The following is a 24,441-nucleotide window of genomic DNA, read 5'->3' as shown; positions in this document are numbered from 1 at the left end:
TGCCAGCGGAGTTTGGCCGAACGTCACCTTTGGTCACTTGGAGTGTATGAAGGTGACGTTCGGTCAATCGGGGGCGGGCGCCCTAGCGGTCGTAGACCCTCAGGGTGCCGGGGTTCCACAGGCCCGAGCGCGTGGCCTGGTCGGTCGCGACGTCGGCGGGTTCGGCATCGGGGTAGTACCGCACGTACCGTTCGAGCGACCCCCAGTCGCGAGCCCAGTCCCCGTCGAGATATGTCGGGATCTGTTCGGGACGCGCGAGCACCTCGGTGAAGCCGAGCGGTCCACCGAATTCGGCGGCCTGCCAGGTGTCGGTGGACGACACGGCCAGCGGACGGTCGGGAAGGATGCGATAGTTCGGCATCTCCGCGACGCCGTAGCGGTGGTCGAACGGCCGCTGGCATGGGAACTGCAGGCCGACGGCCCAGTCCAGCAACACCGGCTGTTCGGAGCCGATCACCGAATTGAGCGTGTCGAGCTGCGGTACACGCGGTGGCGTGAATGCGAGCCACTGGTCGCCGGTGAGGTTGGGGTCGTTCGCGACGACCCGGACGACGTCGGCATCCTCGGGCAGGTCGGCGATCGGGACCCGCAGATTCCGCCACGACGGCGCCGGTCCGATATCGCGGGGAAGGTAATTGCCCTTCACCTCGAAGGTCCCGTCGGGGTTGCTGGTGCCGTACTCGAGTAGCAGTGACTGCCCGTAGGTCAGTGCGCCGGTGTCGTCGTACGACCAGATGCGACCGGCCGCGGAGATGACGATGAGCGGAGCGGTGTCGCTGCGTTCGGGCAGCCGGTACCAGCTCGACGTGAGCATCGCGGGTTCCTGGACGCCGTCCTGGTAGCTGCCGAGGACCGGTGTCACAGCCGGGTCGAGCCCGAACGGCAACCTCACGGTACTGCCGTTGATCGTCTCGGCGCCCGAGCCGCCGGTGGTACCGCCGCCGGCACCCGTCTCGAACGTCGGGCCGATGCTCTGCGTGTCGGTGTTGCCCTGCCCGGGTTTGACTTCGACGTAGTCGGCCGTCAGGTCATCCGGAACTCCGTTGGGAGAGAATCCGACGGGTCCGCTGCCCGCGAGCGCATCGCCGTCGGCAGGTGGGTCGGCGAGGTCGATGACCGGTTCGAGTCGTCCTGAGTTGGGGTCGATCTCGACGAGTACGTCGTTGGCGAGACCGCACGACGACCCGGTCAGTGCGTCGATGTTCGAGCGGGCCAGCGAGTACGCCGGATATTGCGACACGGCGCCCTTGACCAGCGACAGCACCTCGAACAGCACCATCGCTGCCGCGACGACGGTCAGCGGCGCGGCGGCGAACGCGCGGATCCGGCGACCCTTCGCCGACGTGGGTTTCTCCGGGGGCGGTGCATATCCTTCGCGCAGGTACTGCCAGGCGACGAGGACGAGGGCCAATCCGAACAGGACGAGGAACAGGGTGCTTGCCTCGTTGCCCGACAATGACACCGTCTTGTCGAACCACGGCACCCCGTAACTCGACACGTACCACCAGCCGTTGATGCCCGCGAAAGAGACGGCGAGAACGAACAGCAGTCCGGCGAGGAAGATCGTGCGGTTGCGCCGCGATCGCAGCGCCTGCGCCGACACGACTACGGCGGTCAACGCGGCCAGGGACCCGGCGATACCCGCGTACGCCCCGAAGTGATGGGTCCACTTCGTGGGGTTGAACATCATGAAGAAGATGGTTCCGAACACGATGCCGATCAGGCGCCACGACGGGCTCACCGCGATACCGGGGATGCGACGACGGCGCAGCAGCACGAGCAGCGTCGTGAACAAGCACAGGATCATGACGAGGAACGCGAAGCGGCGCGGCAGCGACCCGTCGACGGTCTGCACCATCAGGTAGTAGTAGCGGAGGAAGTCGTTCCACCACTCCTCGTTGGGGCCGATGAGGCTGCGCACACGGGTGGCTTCGAGCACCGCGGACAAGGTCTGGTCGGAGAACACGACGACGAGTACGAGGAAGCCGGCGGCACCGATCGGGGCGAGCAGCGGCAGTGTGCCGACCTCGCGGTGCTTGCGGATGATGATGCGTGTCAGCGGCCGGATACCGGCGATCAACGCGGCCACGCACATCAGGCCGGTCGGGGCGGCCGCGAGCGTGAAGGCACCGATGATCACGGCGGTCGCGGCAGGAAGCAGGCGACCGGTGGCGATGGCGCGCTCGATCGAGCACCAGGTGAGCAGGGCGCCCACGGCGACGATCGGCTCGGGACGCAGCCCGTTGTTGTAGGGCAGCCAGAACGCGAGGAATACGAGCCCACCGGTCCACAATGCAATCTGGTTGTGCCGCACCGCCCGCCCGAGGCGCGGTACGACCTCGCGGCTGATCACCAGCCAGCACAGGATCCCGGCGATCAACGCGGGCAGGCGCATGAAGGGGCTCGCCGTCGAGATCTTTGCGAACGCGGCCAGCACATCGTAGTACCAGCCGAACGGCGCTTCGGGGACACCGAACCAGCGGAAGTAGTTGGCCATGTACCCGGCGTGATCCGATACCCGGGCCATGGTGAGCAGGTAGCCGTCGTCGGAGGTGTTGGCACCGAAGAAATGCCACCCGATCAGCGTTCCCACCACGACGACGTCGATACCGCTGAACTTCCACCAGCGGGCCGGGAAGAACCGTCGGTGCCCACGGCCGTCGGTGCCGTCGAGTTTCGCGAGCGCCCCCAGCGCGAGCGCCGTCGACAGCACCGCGAGGAGCATCGCGAGAGATTTCACGAGTGTCGGCGACGAGGAGAACCGGGAGTCGACATCTATCTGGACTTCGAGACCGGGCACATCGGTGCTCAGGTCGCTGAACACCCCGACGACCAGTGGCCGCAGGTCGCCGGTCAATTCACCGGCGCGCGGATTGCCGTCGTCGTCGGTGAGGCCGACGAACTCGGCGGTGGTGCGTTCGACGTCGGAGAAGATGCGGATCTCGGTGCAGGCACCGGAGATGACATCGGCGCGCGGGGCGGTCGCGACCACCACGTTGCGGTCGAGGACGTCGACGTTCTGCTGCCCGACCCGGACGAACATCGCATTGAGGGCGGCATCCTGCCCGCGAACGGGCGCGGTCGCGAGGACCATGCCGCCGCTGTCGGGCAGTTCCGCGATCGCGGCGCACGGCACCGTCGCCGTCAGCTGCAGGGGTACCTGCGACATGAGCGGCGCCTCGACGTCCGTCATCGATCCGTTCTGCGGCCACGACACTGTGGCTTCGGTGACCTTGACAGGCAGGAACGGTGTCGCGAGTGCGAGCACCACCCCGATGATTCCGGCGACGACTGCGATGAGTCGCGCGGTGCGGTACTGCGCGCGCAGATCCTCACCGACCGGCCGCGTGGCGGTCATTGCCGGGGAAGAGTCGTTCGTCGTGTCGTCGGGCACGGATGTCGATGGTATCGGGCCGTGACCTGTGCGGTCACTCGCCCTCATTCGAGCAGATCGGGCACCCCATCACGGATTGCTCCCGGACTCCACAGACCGGAGCGGGTGATCTCGTCGACGTCGATGGTCGCGATTCCGGCGTCCGGGTCGATCCGTCGATACCGCTCCAGCGACCCCCAGTCGCGGTCCCAGTCGTGGTTCAGATAGGTCGGCACGGTCTCGGCAGTGAGCAGCAGCGGGATCCAACCGAGGGGGCCACCGCCGATGGAATCCTGCCATCCGTTGGTGGCATCGGCACCCACCCGGTCGGGGAGGATGCGGTACTCGGGGACCTCGGCGACGCCGTAGTGGTGCCCGAACGGGCGCTGGCACGGGAATGCGAGCCCGACCGACCAGTCGAGGAGCCCGGGGGCGTCGGAGCCGACGACGTTCTGCAGGGTGTCGAGCTGCGGCATCCGCGGCGGTGTCACCGCGACCCACTGGTCTGGAGACAGGTCGCCGTCGTCGACGACGAGCCGCACCGCGTCGGCCTCCGCGGGAATCGCCTCGCTCGGCACACGGAGATTGCGCCACGACGGGGCCGGTCCGATGTCGATCGGCGCGACCCGCCCGATCGCGTCGACATCCTCACCTGCGGTGACACCGAACTCGAAGAGCACCTCCTGGCCCGGACTGATGACACCGTCCGGGTCGACGTAGTGCACGCGACCCGCAGCGGTGACGACGAGCAGTGGTCTGTCGTCGGTGCGTTCGGGCAGCGCATACCACCCCGATTCGAGTTCGGCTGCGTGCTGAGAGCCGCTCCGGTAGCTGCCGAGCACCGGGGTCGTCGCGGGGTCGAGCCCGAATGGAAGCCGCACGGTGCTGTCATTGATCCCGGCGTCACCGCGACTTCCACCGCCGGTGCCGGCCGTCGTCGAGGTGGTGGTGCCGCCCTCGTCGGCGTCGAGGGTGTTCGCTCCGCCCTGGGTGGAGGTCTCCGCGTCCGCGGTCAGGTCCATCGCGACGCCGTCGGGAGTGAATCCGTCGGCGCGTCCGGCGCCGAGGGCGTCGGCGACAGGATCATTCAGCGGAGCGAGCATGGTGGCGTTCGGATCGGTTTCGACGAGAACATGATCGGCGAGTCCGCATCCGTCGCCTGTGAAGGCGGCGACGTTCGATCGCGCGATCGAATAGGCCGGGTACTGCGACACGGCGCCCTTGACGAGGGAGAGCACCTCGAAGAGCACGACGCCGGCAGCAACGACGGTCAGCGGCGCCGAGGCGAGCACGCGAGCCCGCCCGTTACGCGGGGGCTTCTGCCCCGCTGACTCCCGCCGTGTGAACGGCTCGCGCAGGTGGAACCAGGCTGCCACGGCCAGCGCCAGAACGGTCAGGGCGAGCAGTGCAGTCGAGAATTCGTACCCGGCGATGGACGGCGGCTTGTCCCACCACGGGACACCGTAGCTGGAGACATACCACCAGCCGTTCGAGCCGGTGAACGACATCGTGAGCACGAACAGCACACCGGCGGTGAACAGGGCGCGGTTGCGGGCCGAGCGGATCCCGGCGGCACCCACCCCCACCGCGGCGAGAGCGGCGACGGCCGCGGCCAGACCCGCGTACACACCGAAGTGGTGGGTCCACTTCGTGGGTGTGAGCATCATCAGAAACAACGACGCGAAGACGATACCGAGGATGCGCCTCGACGGGCCGATCGCGGTACCGGGGATGCGGCCCTTCCGGAGGACGAGCATCACGCACACCACGAGGCACAGCAGCATGACGAACACGCCGAAGCGGCGAGCCAGTGACCCGTCCGGGGCCACGGTGAGCAGCGCGTCCCAACGCAGCCGCTCATCGAACCACGGCACATTCGGTCCGACCGCAGACCGTACTCGTGTGGCCTCGAGCACCGACGCGAGCGTCTGATCGGCGAACACGGCGATCATGACGACCGCACCCGACGCGAGGACCGGGGCGAGCTGCGGAAGCAGACCGACGAGCGGGCGTCGTGCGACGACCAGTTTCGTGAGCGGGCGAATGCCGGCGATCAGTGCGGCCACACAGATCAGCCCGGTGGGGCCGGCGGCAAGTGAGAACGCGGCGATGAGCACCCCGATCGCGGCGGGCAACATACGGCCGGTCGCAATGGCACGTTCGATCGAGCACCACGTGAGCAACGCCCCGACCGCAATGATCGGTTCGGGACGCAGACCGTTGTTGTAGGGCAGCCAGAACGCGAGGAAAACCAGACCGGCGGTCCACAATGCGACCGGGTTGTGCCGCACGGCCACACCGAGGCGCGGAATCACCTCGCGACTGATGATCATCCAGCACACGATCGCCGCGATGAGTGTGGGCAACCGCATCCACATGCTGGCGGTCGACACCTCCGACATCACGACCAGCACGTCGTAGAACCAGCCGAACGGTGCCTCCGGGACGCCGAACCAGCGGAAGTAGTTCGCCATGTACCCCGCGTCGGTGGACACGCGGGCCATGTTGAGGATGTAGCCGTCGTCGGAGGTGTTTGCCCCGATCACGTGCCACAGCAGCAGGATCCCGACCACGACGGCGTCGGCGAGGGTGAATCGCCACCAGTGCGATGGCAGGAATCTGCGTGCTGTGCGGCGATCCACCCCGTCGATGCGATGCAGCGCAACCAGTGACGACAGCGTCGCCAGGGCGCACAGAACCATCGCGACGAACTTGATCACCGTAGGCGTGGAGGTGAACCGCGAATCGAGATCGGCCTGCACGGACAGGCGCTCGGTGCCGGTGGTGAGTGGACCGGCGGATCCGTCGAGATCGGAGAAGACGCCCACCATCTGGGGGCGGACATCGCCGTCGATGGTGACATCGACGGCAGGTTCGGCGCCGACGACCTCTGCTGCGGTCCGCTCGGAATTCGACGCCACGGTCACGGCGGTGCATGGCCCGTCGACCGGGGTGGAGACGAGCACCGTATTCCGCAGCACCGCCTCGACGGTGCCCGGCGCGCCGTCCTCACCGGGGACAGCGCGGATCACAAGCGCGTCGGCGGTGGCATCCGGTGCGCCCGGCGGCACCGTGGATACGAGCGTGCCGCCGTCCTCACCGAGCATCTCCGCGGACGCACACGGAACGCTCACCCGCAAAGTGAGTGGTGTGTACGTCACGAGCGGCGCTTCGACACTGGCGAGGCTGTCGTTCTGCGGCCACTGCAGGGATGCGGCTTCCTGCTCGACCGGCAGAAACGGAATGCACATCGCCAGAGCGAACCCGAGCAGACCCGTGACGACCGCGATGAGTCGCGCGGGACGGACGCTCGCGGTCACCGAGGAAGCGGGCGTAGCGGGCGTAGCGGTCGAATGGGAATCGTCTGGCACAGGGGTCGATGCTAGGCGAGTCGTGCACTGTTCTGCTCGACCTGATCCGGAGACCGCCGCATCCCCGTTAGCATCGGTCGATATGGAGATCTCGTCGGCGATCGGCAGTCGCCTCCGCCAAGCGGGGATCTCCGATGTCCGGGACGACACCACCACCCGCGCGATGTATTCGTCCGACGCCTCGCTCTACCGGGTTCCGCCGCAGGTCGTGGTCCTGCCGCGCAGCGTCGACGAGGTCGCCGCGACCCTCGACGTGTGCCGCAGCGAAGGCGTGCCCCTCACGTCGCGCGGCGCAGGCACGTCGCTCGCGGGCAACGCCGTCGGAACCGGGGTCGTGCTCGACTTCTCCCGGCACATGGGGCGTGTGCTCGAGATCGACCCGCAGCAGCGCACCGCGCGGGTGCAACCCGGTGTCGTCCAAGCTGCCGTGCAGCGTGCCGCGGCGCCCCACGGGCTTCGATTCGGTCCCGACCCGTCGACCCACAACCGCTGCACGATCGGCGGGATGATCGGCAACAATGCGTGCGGCGCGCGTGCCCTCGGCTACGGCCGCACCTCCGACAACGTGATCGGCATCGAGGTCCTCACCGGCACTGGGCATCCGCTCTCGCTCCCCGGCCGCACCTCGATGCTCGAGCCGCTTCGCGATCTCGTCGACGCGAATCTCGCGACGATCCGCACCGAATTCGGCCGGTTCGGGCGGCAGGTCTCCGGCTACGGACTCGAGCATCTTCTTCCCGAGAATCGCTTCGACGTGCGCAGACTGTTCGTCGGAAGCGAAGGAACCCTCGGCGTGCTCACGGAGGCGACCGTGCAGCTGGTGACGGATTCCCCGGTGCGCACCATGGTGGTCCTCGGCTACCCCGACATCGTCGACGCCGGCAATGCGGCTCACACGCTGCTCCGTTTCCGCCCCACGGCGTGTGAGGGTCTCGATTCGCGCATCGTCGATATCGTCCGCGCCCGTCGGGGGCCGGGGGCGGTCCCACCGCTTCCGAGTGGTGCAGCGTGGCTGTTCGTCGAACTCGTCGGCGACGACTACGGAGAGGTCCGCGACCGTGCCGTGTCGATGGTCGACGTCTCCGGTGCGATCGACGCCCTGCACGTCGATGATCAGGCGCGTGCCGCGGCCCTGTGGCGGATCCGGGAAGACGGCTCCGGGTTGTCCGCACGCAGCCCTCGGGGCCTGCCCGCGCACGCCGGATGGGAAGACGCCGCGGTCCCCCCGGAGCGCACCGGCGACTACCTGCGCGATTTCGAGCAGCTCACCGACAGCTACGGCATCACCGGCTACCCGTACGGGCACTTCGCCGACGGCTGCATCCACATCCGTCTCGACATCCCGCTCGAAATGCCCGGATTGTTTCGAGAATTCCTTTTTGCCGCAGGAAAATTGGTGGCGTCATACGGCGGATCGATGTCGGGGGAGCACGGCGACGGACGAGCCCGCAGCGAACTGCTGCCACTGATGTACTCCACCGAAGCGCTGCGCCTGTTCGGGGCAGTCAAGTCGGTGTTCGACCCCGAAAACCTGCTCAACCCGGGCGTACTCGTCGATCCGCGTCCCGTCGACGCCGACCTGCGGGTCACGGCCGCACCCGCACTCCGCACCGATCTCGCATTCCGGTACCGCGACGACGACGGCAACTTCACCCAGGCCGTGCACCGGTGCACCGGCGTCGGGAAGTGTCGCGCCGACACCACCGCCGTCGGCGGGGTGATGTGCCCGTCGTATCTCGCCACCCGCGAGGAGAAGGATTCGACACGCGGCCGGGCCCGGGCCCTGCAGGAGATGCTCAACGGGTCGCTCGTCGCAGACAGGTGGTCGTCACCGGAGGTGCACGAGACCCTCGATCTGTGCTTGTCGTGCAAGGGCTGCGCCTCGGATTGCCCTACCGGTGTCGACATGGCGACGTGGAAGTCGGAGGTACTGCACCAGACCTACCGTGGCAAGCGCCGTCCGATCAGTCACTACACCCTTGGTCGGCTCCCTCGATGGGCGGCGCTCGCATCACGAATGCCGAAGGCCGTCAATGCGATCACCAAGGTCCCGGGTGTCGCGTCGGCAGGTTTGCGGTTGGGGGGAATGGACAAGCGCAGGCACGTACCCGACTTCGCGCCGCGCACCTTCCGTCGATGGCTCGCCGACACCGCCGCGCAACGGGCCCGCACAGGCGATCCTGTGCTGCTGTTCGTCGACACCTTCACCGACTACTTCACGCCCGAGGTGGGGGTCGCGGCGGTGGAAGTGCTCGAGGCAGCAGGATATCGCGTCCACGTCACCGAAAAACAGCAGTGCTGCGGCCTCACCTGGATCACCACGGGTCAGCTCGACGAAGCGCGAAAGATACTGGGCCGCACAGTCACCGAACTCTTCCGTGCCGGGACGCCGATCGTCGGAATCGAGCCGTCGTGTACCGGGGTGTTGCGGTCCGACGCCGTCGAACTTCTCGGGTCCGAGCCGGCGCGTGTCGTCGCGGAATCCACCCGCACGCTCGCCGAACTGCTCGGCGACTGGGAGCCGCCGTCACTGTCGGGCACTACCGTCGTCGCCCAGCCGCACTGTCACCACCACGCGATCATGGGGTGGGATGCCGATGCGGCGCTCCTGAAACGTTCCGGCGCGGAAGTTACCCGGCTGGGCGGTTGTTGCGGTCTCGCGGGCAACTTCGGGGTCGAGCGCGGCCACTACGACGTGTCGGTCGCGGTCGCGAACAACCAGCTCGTCCCGGCAGTCGAATCCGCTGACGCCGGCACCGTGGTACTCGCCGACGGGTACTCGTGCCGCACCCAGCTCAGCGACCTCACCGATCGTCGCGGCACTCACCTGGCGGAGCTGCTCGCGTCGCGGTTGTCGTAGGCCTGGCAGGTCGACGGTGTTCACCATCCGCGACGTCGTCCCTTGGTGCGTTTGTCGTTGATCGGGCGTGGTCCGAGTTCGTAGGGGATTCTCAGGATGCGGCGAGTTTTGGCGTCGATGTCGCAGTTGCCTGATGCGACGGAGTGGAGGATTCCGTTGTAGACAAGGTCCCACAGAGCGGGGTTGCCTTGGATTTCGTGAATCTTGAACGAGTGGATGTTGTTGCCGTGGGTGTCTTGCAGTCGGAGGACGCGGGCGTAGCCGTCGGCGGAGAAGCGGATGCGGGTCAGGTGGTAGGTGTCGACCCAGGTGCTGCGCCACTGCACCCATGTGGCACCAGCAGCAGTCCAAGCGTTTCCGGTGGCCCGAAACATCATCCACGCGAAAGTCACCATGATTGCCCAGAGCCACCACCAGTGGACCCATTCGAAACCGGCCTGTACCGAAATAAGGGCGATGAGAGATCCGACCATGATCGCTGCGGCGAACCATTGGTCGCGGAGCGTCGGTTGGATCCATTCGAGCATCGGTCCGTAGTTGTCAGGTGGTGGTGCGGGGCGCTTCCGGGGGCGACGGTCCGTCGAGGTGTGCTTGGTTCCTCGGTGAATCCGGGGCGCGCGGGGTGGTCGGGGCTCACCGGTAGTCGGGTCGGGCATGGGTGGCAATACGGCCTCTTGCATCGTCGTCCTCAGAAAAGATTGCCGACCCAGCGGGCCGCTGATCCGGCAGCACCGGAGATGTCGTCCCAGTGCTCGATCACTTCACCGACACCGAACGCGACGCCAACGCCGGCGCCGACCGCGAGAAGGGTGACGGGGCCGCCAGCCGCACTCGCCAGTATCAGCTCGGTCGCGATGGTTCCCGCTACGAATCCACCGACGTCTTTTGCGACGGCTTTCACCGCGTCGCCGGTGGTCTCGGCGTTGTACACGTCGTATCCGGTTTGTGTGAGGGTCAGACCTAGACCGAACACTGGGACCTTGGATCCGAGCGACTTCAGCGCCGATCCGTCCGGAACAAAGTCACCGACGTTCTTCCCGAGCAACTGGACGAACTCGTTGTCACCGAGCCCCGCGAGCAGTCGCGCATTCTCCGCAGCGAATCGTGCCGCGTCGTCGGCTCCACCTTGGAAGACCCGAACAGCTCTGGCTGCCGTTGCTTCCGGGTACGGGTCGCCCAGCCGGGCCGCTTCCGCGGCGAGTTCGTGTAGCCGGGCCAGATTGGCGCTTCGGCTATCGGCGAGCGGTCCCCATTTTGCCAGTTCGGAAAATGCCGTCCCCACATATCCGGTGACTGCGAACGCCGCCAGCCAGCCCCACTGGGCCTCCGCATCCTTCAGGATTGTCGTCGGCCCGCGCAGCGCTTCCACGAGCGCGCTGTGCGCTGCGGCCTCGATCCCGCGACCCTCCGCGACGAGCCCCGCCGCAGTTTCGTAAGCCGCGACCTGCTTTGCTCGAAGGATCTGGGGCGCAACGTCGTACGAGTCCGGATCGATCTCGATCGGCTCGCCGATCCCGGTACCGAACTCCACGGGAATGCCGGCTTCCGACGCTGTCGCCTCGGCTTGCGACATTCGTGCTCGGGCGGTGACGAGCTCATCGGCGAATACACGCAGGGCGGCGGCAATCACGTCGATCTGGTCTGCGGCTTCGGTGGTTCCGGCGATGATGCGGTCGAGCGTCGACCGGAACTCGTCGCCTGCCGTGCTCCTGAACTCGTACTCGGACTCTGCGCGGCCATCGCGTGCCGACTTCAGCTGATCGTTCACACCGGTTGCGAGGGCGGCGAGCGTATCCGCGCACACGTAGCACGAGGCGGGGTCGCCGAAGACGCGGGTGTCGAGGCTCATGGTTCACTGACCTTCGCGATTTCCTGCGCGTTGTGGTCATCGGTGTCCTGGTAAGCGCGCAGGCCATCCTGGGTGAGGTCCGCTGCGTTGGCCAGCGACCGGACCGCCACGTCCAAGGCAGCTGCGATCGACCCGAGGGTGTCTACAAGCAGCACGGTGGAGGCACCGGCGTCAGGTATTTCGGCGGCTTCGGATCCGAGGTCGTTGATTCCGATCGCCCCGGTTGCGAGTCGGCGCGCGACCGAGTTGAGGTCGCCGATTTCGATGCTCACCGGGTTCGCGTCCGTCCGAGGGGATCCTGCAGCCAGCTTCCAGGAGGACGGCATTCGTCCTCGGCCGTAGCTGGTGGCGGCGGTGGTTGTCTGGCGTCGAGCAAGACCACGTCGTATTCGGTGATGCGGTGGATTTCCTGTAGTCCGGTGCTGTCGACACCCATCCACGCTTGCCGCGGACCGCAGCAGCGGACGAGTTCCTGCAGTGACGTGAAGGCAGGTAGTGCCAGCCGGCCGTCAGGAAGAGTGCGCATCTCCAGCCGAACCTGCCCCGACTTGTCGCGGCGCCTGGTCGGTACGTACAGAATCTCACTCATCGAATCCCCCCGATTCCGTCGTACCCCCGCACGACTCGCCGTGACCTTACCGCAACGGCGATGAGTTCCCGGGCGCCGCCCGGTCGGTATTCGCGACACCACCGTCGCGACCTCGGGAGACCACCATGATCACCACCTCTGCCACCCGCACCGACACCGCCACACCGTCGAAGGGCACTCGCATCGCCGGGCTGATCGTCAGCGGACTCGTAATCCTGTTCCTGCTGTTCGACTCCGTCATCCACCTCATGAACACCTCGCAGGTGCAGGAAGCGATGGCCGACCTCGGCTTCGACCCGAGCCTGAACAGGGTGTTCGGGGTCGTGCTGCTCATCTGCCTGGTGCTCTACGTCGTGCCGACGACGGCGATCCTCGGCGCCGTGCTGCTCACCGGCTACCTCGGCGGAGCGGTCGCAACCAACCTGCTCACCGAGCAGCCGATCATCAGCACCACGCTATTCCCGATCTACACCGGAATCTTCGTGTGGGGCGGATTGTGGCTGCGCGACAACGGAGTTCGAAACATCATGCCCCTTCGGCGCGCGTGACCACGGCGAACGGCCCTACCTTTGTGACCGTGAAACGCGGGTCGTCGAACAGGGTCTCGGGGAAGGTGACCGTGTATCGACGAACGTTCGGGTCGTTCGGGTAGACATCCTCTGCCAAGCGAAGCGTGTAGCCCTCGGCGCCCTGTCGGAAGACGACGGCATCGGGGGCTCGCCACTGCAGCGAATCCCACGCGGCGAGCAGGTCGTCGGTGGATTCGAACTCCAACCACTCCTCGATCGCTGCGGCGCGACCCGTGAAGTCTGCGAGCGGATTCGCGTAGTGCGATGTCAATGCCTGGAACCCGAAGTAGGGGTAGTACGCGAGGAACGTCGTGTCGGCGGTGAGGACCACGTGGTCGTCGCGCTCACCACCGAGTTGCGAACGCAGTGTCTCGTCGATTTCCGCGTAGTACGACGCGGCGCCCGGCGGCCGTTGGTCGGCGCGCTCACCGTTTCCGTCGGTGTCGGTATAGGCGACCGTGATCTCGCCCGCGAGCACCTGCGGAATATTCTGGGTGAACGAGAGCGCACCGATGGCACCCACCGCGACGAGCACGCGTCGCACATTCGGATTGTCGCTGGCGGCGAGGCTGATCCACCGCGAGAAGTCGACGAACGCGAACGCACCCGCCGTGCCCAGCAGCACCAGCAGGATCACCTCGAGGCGGAACGCGAGAAGCGTGCCGCCCAAGGCGGTGAACGCCATCGACCCCAGGAACCACAGATACACCGCGATGACGCCGAGTCCGAGTGCCTGCGCCCGCCGCGACGATGTCGCCCGCCCGATCAGCCACACGCTGCCGAGCAGACACAGCAACCCGATCCACGAGAAGTGAAGCATCGGCAACGGCAGGCTCGCACCTGCCTCGGGCAGATAGTGCGTCGCGGAACCTGATCCGGAGATCGAGCCGCCCCGGAGCACGTCGAGCAGGAACGGTGCCCAGACGATCAGGGCGACCAACCCCGCGATGGCCGCGATGGAGACGAACCGGACGAGCACCGGCACCGCACTGCGCCACGATCCGTCTGCCCGCTTCGCGAGCAGCATCGTGATCAACGCCATCACCGTCACCGCGAACGCAGCCAAGCCCAGGTACAGCGTGTAGAACGTTGCCGCGATCCCCAGGAACAGACCGGTGCCCACCACGGCGCCCCACCCCTGCCGTGCGTGTTTCTGGTAGTCACTGCCACCAGAAGCGCGCACGGGGTTGAGGGCACCCCAGGCCAGTACCAGAGCCGGTGCGATCAGCAGAGCGATCACCGCGCCGTACGGCTCCGGCGACCCATAGGCGAGCACGATCACCGTCGATGCTGTCGCCACCAGCACTGCGAGATCCGAGCGGACGAGTTCCGACCACAGCACCAGTGCCACGACCGCCGCGACTGCCAGTGAGGCGATGGCGTACGGTTTGAAGGCTTCCCAGCCGTCCATCCCCAGCAGGTTTGCGACGCGCCCGCCGACCCAGAACCAGCCGGCCGGATAGAACGGCGGCATGTCGGCGTAGTTCATGTCGCGCAGCGCTGCGCTGTCGGTCAGTCGCGTGAGGAACTGGGTGCGGAACTCCTGGTCGACGGAAATTCCGTGCAGATACAGCTTCGTCGCGGCGAGCGGCATGCCGAGTGTCGCCGTGACCAAGCCCGACAGTGCCGCCCACGACAGCACCCGCGCACCCGCCACCCACGTGCCGCGGCGCAGCAGGTAGATCGAGCAGCCGAGTGCGGCCAGCGCGACGAACTGCATGACCGTCGTCACGGCTCGCGTGACGTTCGACGAATTGAACGCCGGCCATTGCACCTGCGCGAACGCGAACAGACCCACCGCGGAAACAGCGACCGCGACGACCACGGCCACAACCAAGCGACCGGCGGTCGTCGCGACCTTCCGAAATGGAGCTACGGGAATGACGGTGGAACTCGCGGCGACTGTCACGGGACCCGAGCCTAGTGAAGCTCGGGCCGGGGACGGTGATCCGGTGTCGTCAGATCGGCAGCTTACGGAAGATGGCGCGCGGAATGTGCCGCAGCACGATCATCACGAACCTGAACGGGCCCGGCGCCCAGACGATTTCCTTGCCCTTGTCGGACGCGGCCACCGCGAGTGCGGCGACGTCCTCCTTGTTCACGGTCAGCGGCGCTTCGTCGACGTGCGCGCTGAACTTGGTGCGAACCTGGCCGGGTCGGACCACGGTCACGCGAGGCCCGAACGGTCGAAGCGCCTCGCCGAGACCCAGGTAGAAGCCGTCGAGGCCGGCCTTCGATGATCCGTACATGAAGTTGGCGCGTTTGACGCGCTCACCGGCGACAGAGGACATCGCGATGATCCGGCCGAAGCCCTGCGCCTTCATCTTCTCGCCGATGAGCACGCCGACAGACACCGACGCCGTGTAGTTCACGTTTGCCACCCGAACGGCCTTGGCCTGGTTCTGCCACAGTTCCTCGGAGTCGCCGTCGAGGCCGAACGCCACGATGGCGACGTCCACGTCGCTGCCCTGCCAGGCTTCGTCGATGACCTTCGGGTGGCTCGCGGTGTCGAGTGCGTCGAAGTCGATGACATCGACTTTCGTCGCTCCCGCGGCCGTCATCTGCGCGACCGACGCGTCGCGCAGCGGGTCGCCGGGCAGTGCCGCGAGGATCACGCGGGCGGGCGCTTTGCGCAGGTACTCCTCGACGATCGTCAGGCCGATCTCGGAGGTGCCACCGAGAAGCAGCAGGGTCTGGGGATTGCCGACGGCGTTGATCATCAGTTCAGTTCCAACCTTCTGGACATATCGGAGGCGAAGACGTTGGTGGGGTCGACGTTGCGGCGCACCTTGAGCCACTCGTCGATCCGCGGATACATCGAATGGAAGGTCTCGGCGCTGGTCCGCGAATCCTTCGCGGTGTAGAGGCGACCGCCGAATTCGAGGACACGCTTGTCGAGGTCGCGCACGAACTCGTTCAGGCCCGCCTTGATCGGGAAGTCGACGCAGATGTTCCAGCCCCTCATCGGGAAACTCAGGGGAGCCTTGTTTCCGTCGCCGAACAGTTTGAAGACGTTGAGGAACGAGTAGTGTCCAGACGCCTGGATGTCGATGATGATCTTTTTGAACTCGTCGACGGCCTCCGGCGGCACCACGAACTGGTACTGCAGGAAGCCGCCCGGGCCGTAGCCGCGGTTCCACTCCCCGAACATGTCGAGCGGGTGGTAGAACTGCGTCAAGTTCTGGATCTTGCCCGAGTAGTTGCCTGCCTTGCGGTACCAGAGTTCACCGATGGTGGAGAACGTGTACTTATTGGCCAGGCCGTTCGGGAAGATGTCCGGCAAGGTCAACAACTGTGGTGCGTCGAACTTGAGGGGGTTCTTCTGCAGCTTCTTCGGAAGCTGATCGACCGTCGCGAGGGAACCCCGGGAAATCGCGGCGCGGCCGAGTTTCGGTAGCGGCGCGACCGCGTCGAACCACGCGCTCGAGTAGTCGTACTTGTCCTCGGAGCCGTCGCTGTGCGCCGCGATCGTCTCGTCGAGGGTGGACGTGACGACGCCGTCGGCGATGAAGTACGCCGTCTCGGTAGCTGTCATCTCGATGGTCGCGCGCAGGATGATGCCCGTCAGCCCCATACCGCCCACGGTCGCCCAGAACAGCTTGGAGTTGCGCCCGGAGGGCGTGCACGTGCGGACCTGACCGTCGGCGGTGAGTAGGTCGATCGAGCGCACGTGGTTGCCGAAGCTGCCGGCGCTGTGGTGGTTCTTGCCGTGGATGTCGGATCCGATGGCACCGCCGATGGTGACCTGGCGTGTGCCCGGAAGCACCGGGACCCACAGGCCGAACGGCAGCGCGGCGCGCATCAGCTGATCGAGGTCGACGCCGCCGTCCACGACGACCTTGCGGGATGCGCGGTCGATGCTGTGGATCTTGTTCAGTGCCGTCATGTCGACGACGAGCCCACCCGCGTTCTGCGCGGGATCGCCGTACGAACGGCCGAGGCCGCGCGCGATGACACCGCGACGCAGGTGCGTCGGCTTCGACTCGTTCTGCTCTGCGACCTGCGCGACGGCCTTCGCGATGAGCTCGACATCGGGTGTGGAGAGCACCTCTGCGGTGGTCGGCGCGGTGCGCCCCCATCCGGTCAGGGTGCGTGTCTGGGTGGGGAGAGGCTCGCTCGCCTGCTCGTGCGCTGTCGTAGACATCGGGATAGAGGCTACCCGTGTCGGCTCACCACCCGGCAAGATGCCGTAGGTCACTCATTGCATCTCGGTGAGAATTTCGCTGTCGTGGAGGTGCGGATCGAGGTGCGACTGGCGCTACCCTCGACTCCGTGCCCGAACCCCACGACCACGTGCAGCCGCTGCCGGAACACCATGCTCCGCTCGCTCCCGAGCTGCCGCTGACCGACTCGACCGCCGACAAGGCGCTCGATCTCAAGACACAGTTGGTGCGGTTCGTGCTCACCGGCGGACTGTCGGCGATCGTCGACTACGGCCTGTATGTGCTGCTCATGGCGCTCGGCGTCACCCGTGATCTCGCGAAGGCCGTCTCGTTCGTTGCGGGTACCACCACCGCGTACCTCATCAACCGTCGCTGGACCTTTCAGGCTCCGCCGAGTCGTGTGCGGTTCGCCGCCGTCGTGATCCTCTATGCGGTGACGTTCGCTGCTCAGGTGGGGATCAACCGCGTGCTCAACGAGTCGATGGGCGACGACTGGTGGGTCACCCCGCTTGCCTTCGTCGTTGCGCAGGGTGTGGCGACGGTCATCAATTTCGTCGTGCAAAGGCTGGTGATCTTCCGTATCCGCTGAACTTTGGTGTTCTCAACGGCAGTATGTGCCGTCGAGAACACCAGATCTTCGGTGCGGTGGAACCGGCTGCAGCTGGGCTGCGTCGAAACGGGTATGCCACGTCAACAGGTACATGCGCTCATGGCACGGCAGGACGGCGTCATCATCCGCGACCAGGCGGTCGCGTGCGGCCTGACCATCGCGATGATCGACCACTACGTGCGGTCGGCGGAATGGCGATCGCTGGCACCGGGTGTGTATCTGCGCGCAGACCGGGAGCGGACACCGGCCGTGCGCCTGCGCGCAGCGGTGTACGGCGCCGGTGAGGGCGCAATGGCGTGGGGACCGAGTGCTGCGTGGTGGCACGGACTCCTCGATCGTGCGCCGACGCGGCAGTACGTCACTGTGCCGCACCGTCGTGCGATCAAGGCGCCTCCCGGCGTGAGACTGCGACGGCGCGACCTGCCGATCGAGGACGTGACATCGGTGCGTCGCCTCCAGGTCACAGGGTTGCCGCTGGCTGTGGTCGAGGCCGCGGTCGAACTGGACAACGGGTCGGTTTTCATGGACAGAGCGCTGCAACGGCATACCACGCTGGGATTGCTCGAGCGTGCCCACCGTCGTAACCCCGGACGACGTGGCTCGCGGGCAGCGGAACGGCTCCTCTGCGCTGCGCGTAGCGGCGGACATTCCGAGGCGGAGCGAATCCTCTACAGCCTCTTGAAAGCCGCGGGTCTCACAGGATGGCGCCCACACGTGAAGAGCTGCGGATTCGAGATCGACGTGGTGTTCGAGGCGCAGCGCGTGGCCATCGAGATCGACGGGTGGGCATGGCACCGAGACCCGGCGCGACACCGGCGTGATGCAGAGCGCCAGAACATACTGGTCAACGCAGGCTGGCACGTCCTCCGCTTCACCTGGCACACACTTGCCCACGATCCCGACGAGGTGATCCGCCAGATCCGTCGAGCACTCGCCCGCTGAACTTTGGTGGTCTCGACCGCCTATATCGCTGTTGAGAACACCAAATCTTGTGTCACGTCCGCGGCAACCGTCCCGCCGCACGCGCTTCTGCGAGGGTCGGCGCTGCGCGGTCCTTGGCGGAGAGTTCGTATTCGAACGGCCCGCCCGGCCCGACCGTCGGCCAGTCGATTCCGATCGCCGGGTCCAATGGGTGGACTTCGTGTTCACGCTCCGGGTTGTATCCCGTCGAGCACAGGTACATCACCGTCGAATGGTCTTCCAAAGCGAGGAAGCCGTGCCCCAACCCCTCGGCAAGGAAGATTGCCCGACGATCGACGGTGTCGAGCAGCACCGAATCCCACTGCCCGAACGTCGGTGAGTCCACCCGCAGATCGACGACGACGTCCAGCACCGACCCCGACGCGCACGTCACGTACTTCGCTTGCCCCGGCGGGACATCCGCATAGTGGATCCCGCGTAGCACACCCGCAGCAGACACCGAGCAATTGGCCTGGGCGAGATCGAGTTCCCGGCCCGTCGCCTCCGTGAAGGTGGCCTGTTTGAACCATTCGAGGAACATCCCCCGATCGTCCCCGAATTGCTTCGGCGTGATCTCCCATGCGCCCTCGATCGTCAGTTCTCGGTACTGCATGTCCTCAGGAGTCCTTTCCCCGTGCGATCAGGTCCAGCAGATAGGTGCCGTAACCCGACTTCATCAGCGGATGCGCCAAGGCGGCCAATTCGTCGTCGGTGATGAATCCGCGCCGCCACGCGACCTCTTCGGGCACCCCGATCTTCAAACCCTGACGCTGTTCGATGGTGCGCACGAAGTTCGATGCATCGAGCAGTGAATCGAACGTGCCGGTGTCGAGCCAGGCGGTACCACGGGGCAACACTTCGACCTGGAGCTTGCCTGCCTCCAGATAGGTGCGATTGACGTCGGTGATCTCGTATTCTCCTCGCTCCGACGGCGTCAAGGACTTCGCGATGCCGACGACATCGCTGTCGTAGAAGTACAACCCAGGCACCGCGTAGTGCGACTTCGGATCCGACGGCTTCTCCTCCATCGACAGTGCGCGACCGTCGGAATCGAACTCGACCACCCCGTACGCCGACGGATCCGAGACGCGGTAGGCGAAGACGGCGCCGCCGTCGAGATCGTCGAACCGTTTGAGTTGTGTGCCGAGTCGAGGACCGTAGAAGATGTTGTCGCCCAATACCAGAGCAACCGATTCGGTGCCGATGTGATCGGCGCCGAGAACGAACGCCTGCGCCAGCCCCTCGGGGTTCTCCTGGACGGCGTAGGTGATGTCGATGCCGAACCGCGAGCCATCCCCGAGCAGGTGACGGAACTGACCGGCGTCGTGCGGTGTGGTGATCAGGAGGATGTCGCGGATTCCCGCGAGTATCAGCGTCGACAGCGGGTAGTAGATCATCGGCTTGTCGTAGACGGGAGTGAGCTGCTTGCTGATCCCCAACGTGATGGGGTGCAGCCGCGAACCGGTCCCGCCGGCCAGGATGATTCCGCGCATGCGGGCCAGTGTCCCATGGGTAGGGTTGTCGCAATGAAGCTGCTCGTCACCGGCGGTGCCGGATTCATCGGGGCGAACTTCGTCCATCAAACCGTGGCCGAGCGCCCCGACCTCGAGGTCACCGTCCTCGACAAGCTCACCTACGCAGGCAACCGCGAGTCGCTCGCGCCGGTGAAAAACGAGATCACCTTCGTCCGCGGCGACGTCGCCGACACCGAACTCGTCGACCGGCTTGTCGCCGACACCGACCTCGTGGTGCACTTCGCCGCCGAATCCCACAACGACAACTCCCTGACGGATCCGTCGCCGTTCGTGCAGACCAACCTCGTGGGCACCTTCGCGCTGCTCGAGGCCGTCCGCAAGTACGACGTGCGGTACCACCATATCTCCACCGACGAGGTGTACGGCGATCTCGCGCTCGACGACCCGGCGAAGTTCACCGAGGCCACGGCCTACAACCCGTCGAGCCCGTACTCGTCGACGAAGGCCGGCTCCGACCTGCTCGTCCGCGCCTGGGTGCGTTCGTTCGGAGTTCGCGCCACCTTGTCGAACTGCTCGAACAACTACGGCCCGTACCAGCACGTGGAGAAGTTCATCCCGCGGCAGATCACGAACGTGCTCACCGGGGTGCGGCCCAGGCTGTACGGCACCGGAACCAACGTGCGCGACTGGATCCACGTCGACGACCACAACCGTGCGGTATGGACGATCATCGACAAAGGCGCCATCGGAGAGACCTACCTCATCGGCGCCGACGGGGAAACGAACAACCGTACGGTCGTCGAGGCGGTCCTCGAGTTGTGCGGCAAGGACAGCGCGGACTTCGATTTCGTCACTGATCGGCCGGGTCATGACCTGCGCTACGCGATCGACGCGACCCGGTTGAAGACCGAACTCGGCTGGGAACCGGTCTACCGGGATTTCCGGTCAGGTCTGCAGGCGACCATCGAGTGGTACCGCGCGAACGAGGCGTGGTGGCGGCCGCGCAAGGACGAAACCGAAGCCACTTACCGCCGCGCGGAGCGCACTCTCGACGGGTGAGTTGCGGGCCTGAAATGGGCTAAAGTCCCATACTCCGTGTTTCGTACCAATCGGTCGCAGGACTCACGTGATCGCCGGGTGGTGGTGTTCCCGCTGATAATGTCGCATCCGACCAACAGGATCGACGAGATCGGGGAGTTACTCGATGGAGCAGGCACCTGCCGGCGACACGACAACTGAGGACAGCAACGTCGACGCGCTGGAGGACGCCTTCGTCGAGCCCGTACGTCGCGATCGGCTCATCGTTCAGCGCGGGCTGTTCGGGTCCCTCTCGTCGCGCGTGCCCGGGAAGATGTACGTGGTTACCAAGGGTGACGCCGCTGCCGACCGGCACGGGTTGCAGCTCGCCGAGGGCGCGACCGCCCACACCAACACCTACTTCGGCCGGTTCGCAGCGACCTACTGGCAGCGCTGGACCGACGTGAAGTCGGTGAACCTGCAGCTCACCTACGCCTCTTCGGGCAGCGCGACCTTCACGGTGTCGGCGTCCGACGCCCGTGGTCGCGAGCGCATCGTCACCACCTCGAAGGTATCGGGTTCGGGCGACCTCGATCTCGAACTTCCCATCGAGCGGTTCGTCGACGGCGGCGCGATGTGGTTCTCCGTGGAGTCCGGCAACGGCTCGCTGTTCGTCTCCGACGCCCGGTGGACCGTTGCTGCTCCCGAGCACCTGCGACCTGCCGCCGTCGTCATCTGCACGTTCAACCGCGCCGACGACTGCACGGTCACTGTCGGCACTCTCGCCTCCGACGACGATGCGATGTCCGACATCGATGCGGTGTGCATTGTCGACCAGGGCACCGACCAGGTGCGTTCGCGTCCCGCGTTCGCGGAGGTCGAGGAGAAGCTCGGTAGGAAGCTGATCTACCTCACGCAGCCGAACCTCGGTGGCGCGGGCGGATTCTCCCGCGGCATGTACGAGATCACCGGCTCGCCGAACTCGGCGCACGCCAACGTGATCGTCATGGACGACGACATCTTGTGCGAGCCGGAATCCGTGCTGCGACTCAACGCGTTCGCGAACATGACGGTGCAGCCCACGATCGTCGGCGCCCAGATGCTGTCGCTGAGCAATCCGCAGATCCTGCACGTCAGTGCCGAGCGTGAAGTCCTCGACGAGATCACCGCGGGCGAACTCACCCCCGGCGCGAAGATGGGCATCGACCTCGTCAAGAAGAAGCAGGATGCCCGCTTCGATGCCGGCTGGAACGGCTGGTGGACGTGTCTGCTGCCCGCCGAGATCATCGCAGAGTGTGGACTGCCGATCCCGCTGTTCTTCCAGTGGGACGACATCGAATACGGGATCCGCGCCCGCTTTGCCGGGCACCCGACCGTCACGCTGCCCAACGCGGGTGTGTGGCACGCTGATTTCCATCTCAAGGACTACGACGACTGGGCCCGTTATTTCAGCATCCGCAACGGCTTGGTCGTGTCGGCGCTGTATGGGCGGTTCGACGGCAACGACATCTCGAAGTACCTGTTCCGCAAGATCAGCGAGCTGATCGTGTCGATGCAGTACGGCCTGGCAGCGACCTTCATCAAGGCGGCCGAGGACTTTCTCACTGGGCCCGATTTCCTCTACGACGGTGGTCAGACGGTGCTGAAGGAACTGCGCGAGTTGCGCGACCGCTACCCCGAGACGAAGCCGTTGCCCGCGTCGCAGGTGGGCAAAGAATCGGATCCGCACGCTCAGATGAAGGTGTGGGAGTTCGAACCTGACAAGAAGCGCGAGGCGCTCGTTCTCGTCAAGCGGGCTGTGCAGCAGTTCCGGGGCAAGGTCGACCGCCGCCAGGTGACCGTTCCAGCGCACTTCGCGAACTGGTGGCATGTGTCGTTGTTCGACACCGCCGTCGTCACCGATGCGTCGCAGAATGCGGTGCGGGTGCGCCGCCGTGACAAGGACACCGCCCTCGAACTCGCGAAGCACGCCGCGAAGGTGTGCTGGCGGCTCCGTAAGGAAGCCCCGCAGATGAAGAAGGTGTGGCACGACGCCATGCCCAAGCTGACCAGCCGCGAGAACTGGGCTCGTCTCTACGGTATCGACGAGTAGTCCATGAGGGTATGGCCGCTCCCGCTGTTGATCGGGGGAGCGGCCATGTTCATCGGTGCAGCATTCTCGTGGGTGCCGTCGTTCTGGTGGGACGAGGCCGCCACGATTTCCGCGGCGAATCGCTCTGTCGGGGCACTGTTCGACCTGCATGCTCTGCGCGACGCTGTGCACGGGCTCCACAATCTGCTCCTGCACTGGTGGTTCTCGCTCGTCGGCATCAGTGAGTTCACTGCCCGAATCCCGGGTGCGGTGGCATTGGGCGTCGGCGCAGCCGCCGTCACCGCGAGCGGGCAGAAGCTCGCCGGCCGGCGCGTCGCTGTCGCGGCGGGGGTGCTGTTCGCGATCACTCCACGGATCACGTGGGCGGCGACCGAGGCGCGCTCGTACGCGTTCGCGATCGCCGGAGTCGCGGTGCTCACCCTGCTACTGGTGACGGCGCTGACGACGGGCAAGGCGCGCTGGTGGGTGCCGTATGCGTTGCTGGCGACGGTGTCGGCGGTGATGTTCGTGTACACCGCGACCGTGGTGCTCGCGCACACGGTGACAGTCCTCGTGATGAAGCGCGACCGGGTGCGGTTCGTCGTGTCAGTGGTGGTGGGGCTGGCGCTGTCGGCGCCGTTCACGGTGCTCGCGGCGTCCCAGGTGAGGCAGGTGTCGTGGATCCCGCCGCTCGATGGCACGGTGATCCGCACGATCCTCGTCGATCAGTGGTTTCCGCAAGCGCCGTGGGCGGCGGCGCTGTGCGCGGTGATTGTCGTTGGGGGTGCGGTCGTCGCGGTGCGGACCGGCGTGACCCCGGGGGAGCGGATGCTGCTGTGGGTGGCGGTTCCCGGGTTCGCCGTGCCGATGACGGCGCTGCTCGTGTATTCGCTGGTGGCGCGCAATCTGTACCTCGACCGGTATCTGTCCTTCACCGTGCCGGCGATGGCGTTGCTCGTGGGCTGGGCGCTGGCCCGGCTCTCGACTCGGTGGTGGACGATGCTCGTTGTGTTCGTCGCGCTGGTTGTGGCTGTGTCACCGGCGTACGTTTCGCAGCGTCAGCCGTTCGGGAAGGCAGGTGGAATGGACTACAGCGCGGTTGCCGATCGGCTCGTCGAGGTGTCGGAGGCGGGGGATTGCGTCGCGTTCGAACCGACCGTGTCGTGGGCGCCGACCTCCCCGCGAGTGCTGATGGATGCGCGACCGGATGCGGTGGCGGGCCTCGACGATGTCGGACTCGCTCGCAGCGCGGTCGAGCGAACACGGCTGTGGTCGAGCGATGTGTCGCCGTCCGAACTGGCCCGACGCGCCTCCACCCGGTGCACGGTGTTGTGGGTGATCGCCGACCGCGACCGCGAGACCGCCTGGAAGCTGTGGCATCCCAACAACGTGTGGTGGCGGTTCGAGCCGTATCGATTCACCGACACGGACACATTCCGCGAACTGGCCGCAGTCGGATTCGAGATCACAGACCGCGAACCGGTTCACCGGTTGCAGCTGATCCGGCTCGAGCCGGTTGGCGTGCAGTAGACGA

General features: G+C 66.2%; 18 protein-coding genes. 7 read left to right on the top strand and 11 right to left on the bottom strand.

What is annotated here, in order from left to right:
* Positions 1-82: 82 nt before the first annotated feature.
* Positions 83-3,358, bottom strand: coding sequence for an arabinosyltransferase domain-containing protein (locus tag ACZI8W_RS19405; protein WP_463370235.1), 3,276 nt, complete (start codon positions 3,356-3,358; stop codon positions 83-85).
* Positions 3,359-3,438: 80 nt separating this feature from the next.
* On the bottom strand, positions 3,439-6,744 hold the full coding sequence (locus ACZI8W_RS19400) for an arabinosyltransferase domain-containing protein (RefSeq protein ID WP_463370137.1): 3,306 nt from the start codon (positions 6,742-6,744) through the stop codon (positions 3,439-3,441).
* Positions 6,745-6,826: 82 nt separating this feature from the next.
* Here ACZI8W_RS19400 and ACZI8W_RS19395 point away from each other — a divergent pair, with 82 nt between their 5' ends.
* Positions 6,827-9,604, top strand: coding sequence for an FAD-binding and (Fe-S)-binding domain-containing protein (locus ACZI8W_RS19395; protein ID WP_463370136.1), 2,778 nt, complete (start codon positions 6,827-6,829; stop codon positions 9,602-9,604).
* Between the two features lie 20 nt (positions 9,605-9,624).
* Here the strand turns inward: ACZI8W_RS19395 and ACZI8W_RS19390 are convergent, their stop codons facing one another.
* The 4 genes from ACZI8W_RS19390 to ACZI8W_RS19375 all read right to left on the bottom strand — a co-directional run bounded on the left by ACZI8W_RS19390 (position 9,625) and on the right by ACZI8W_RS19375 (position 12,042).
* Complete coding sequence (locus ACZI8W_RS19390) at positions 9,625-10,131, bottom strand: UbiA prenyltransferase family protein (protein WP_463370135.1); 507 nt, start codon at positions 10,129-10,131, stop codon at positions 9,625-9,627.
* 161 nt (positions 10,132-10,292) lie between these two features.
* Positions 10,293-11,453 (bottom strand): hypothetical protein, encoded by a 1,161-nt coding sequence (locus tag ACZI8W_RS19385; protein WP_463370134.1) that lies wholly within the window; start codon positions 11,451-11,453, stop codon positions 10,293-10,295.
* Positions 11,450-11,725 carry a hypothetical protein gene (locus tag ACZI8W_RS19380; protein WP_463370133.1) on the bottom strand — a complete coding sequence of 92 codons (276 nt, stop codon included), beginning with the start codon at positions 11,723-11,725 and terminating at the stop codon, positions 11,450-11,452. Before ACZI8W_RS19380 ends, ACZI8W_RS19385 begins: the two co-directional genes overlap by 4 nt.
* Entirely contained in the window at positions 11,722-12,042 is a 321-nt protein-coding gene (locus ACZI8W_RS19375; protein ID WP_463370132.1) for an SAV_915 family protein, read from the bottom strand. Before ACZI8W_RS19375 ends, ACZI8W_RS19380 begins: the two co-directional genes overlap by 4 nt.
* 125 nt (positions 12,043-12,167) lie before the next feature.
* Between ACZI8W_RS19375 and ACZI8W_RS19370 the strand changes: the two genes are divergently transcribed.
* Positions 12,168-12,590 carry a DoxX family protein gene (locus tag ACZI8W_RS19370; RefSeq protein ID WP_463370131.1) on the top strand — a complete coding sequence of 141 codons (423 nt, stop codon included), beginning with the start codon at positions 12,168-12,170 and terminating at the stop codon, positions 12,588-12,590.
* Here ACZI8W_RS19370 and ACZI8W_RS19365 read toward each other — a convergent pair.
* The 3 genes from ACZI8W_RS19365 to ACZI8W_RS19355 are packed head-to-tail and all read right to left on the bottom strand — an operon-like array spanning position 12,568 to position 16,755.
* Positions 12,568-14,520 carry a galactan 5-O-arabinofuranosyltransferase gene (locus ACZI8W_RS19365; protein ID WP_463370130.1) on the bottom strand — a complete coding sequence of 651 codons (1,953 nt, stop codon included), beginning with the start codon at positions 14,518-14,520 and terminating at the stop codon, positions 12,568-12,570. The genes ACZI8W_RS19370 and ACZI8W_RS19365 overlap by 23 nt on opposite strands.
* Before the next feature lie 49 nt (positions 14,521-14,569).
* The gene (locus ACZI8W_RS19360) at positions 14,570-15,331 is read right to left on the bottom strand and encodes a decaprenylphospho-beta-D-erythro-pentofuranosid-2-ulose 2-reductase (RefSeq protein ID WP_463370129.1); all 762 of its coding nucleotides are present in this window, start codon (positions 15,329-15,331) and stop codon (positions 14,570-14,572) included.
* Complete coding sequence (locus ACZI8W_RS19355; RefSeq protein ID WP_463370128.1) at positions 15,331-16,755, bottom strand: decaprenylphosphoryl-beta-D-ribose oxidase; 1,425 nt, start codon at positions 16,753-16,755, stop codon at positions 15,331-15,333. The genes ACZI8W_RS19360 and ACZI8W_RS19355 overlap by 1 nt, the downstream gene beginning before the upstream one ends.
* A gap of 128 nt (positions 16,756-16,883) precedes the next feature.
* Here ACZI8W_RS19355 and ACZI8W_RS19350 point away from each other — a divergent pair, with 128 nt between their 5' ends.
* The gene (locus ACZI8W_RS19350; RefSeq protein ID WP_463370127.1) at positions 16,884-17,363 is read left to right on the top strand and encodes a GtrA family protein; all 480 of its coding nucleotides are present in this window, start codon (positions 16,884-16,886) and stop codon (positions 17,361-17,363) included.
* Positions 17,364-17,483: 120 nt separating this feature from the next.
* Complete coding sequence (locus ACZI8W_RS19345) at positions 17,484-18,326, top strand: DUF559 domain-containing protein (RefSeq protein ID WP_463370126.1); 843 nt, start codon at positions 17,484-17,486, stop codon at positions 18,324-18,326.
* A gap of 52 nt (positions 18,327-18,378) precedes the next feature.
* Here the strand turns inward: ACZI8W_RS19345 and rfbC are convergent, their stop codons facing one another.
* Both rfbC and rfbA read right to left on the bottom strand, forming a co-directional pair.
* On the bottom strand, positions 18,379-18,957 hold the full coding sequence (gene rfbC, locus ACZI8W_RS19340) for a dTDP-4-dehydrorhamnose 3,5-epimerase (protein ID WP_463370125.1): 579 nt from the start codon (positions 18,955-18,957) through the stop codon (positions 18,379-18,381).
* Between the two features lie 4 nt (positions 18,958-18,961).
* Complete coding sequence (gene rfbA / locus ACZI8W_RS19335) at positions 18,962-19,837, bottom strand: glucose-1-phosphate thymidylyltransferase RfbA (RefSeq protein ID WP_463370124.1); 876 nt, start codon at positions 19,835-19,837, stop codon at positions 18,962-18,964.
* A 33-nt stretch (positions 19,838-19,870) separates the two neighbouring features.
* Between rfbA and rfbB the strand changes: the two genes are divergently transcribed.
* The 3 genes from rfbB (at position 19,871) to ACZI8W_RS19320 (ending at position 24,437) form a co-directional block, all read left to right on the top strand.
* The gene (gene rfbB / locus ACZI8W_RS19330) at positions 19,871-20,878 is read left to right on the top strand and encodes a dTDP-glucose 4,6-dehydratase (protein ID WP_463370123.1); all 1,008 of its coding nucleotides are present in this window, start codon (positions 19,871-19,873) and stop codon (positions 20,876-20,878) included.
* Between the two features lie 145 nt (positions 20,879-21,023).
* Positions 21,024-22,928: a glycosyltransferase gene (locus ACZI8W_RS19325; protein ID WP_463370122.1), complete on the top strand. Its 1,905-nt coding sequence runs from the start codon at positions 21,024-21,026 to the stop codon at positions 22,926-22,928.
* A 3-nt stretch (positions 22,929-22,931) separates the two neighbouring features.
* Positions 22,932-24,437, top strand: coding sequence for a glycosyltransferase family 39 protein (locus ACZI8W_RS19320; protein ID WP_463370121.1), 1,506 nt, complete (start codon positions 22,932-22,934; stop codon positions 24,435-24,437).
* The last annotated feature ends 4 nt before the right edge of the window (positions 24,438-24,441 follow it).

The organism is Rhodococcus ruitaii, assembly GCF_055230935.1.
Note: the sequence above shows the minus strand (reverse complement) of the source record. Positions and strands in the feature narration are given on the sequence as shown.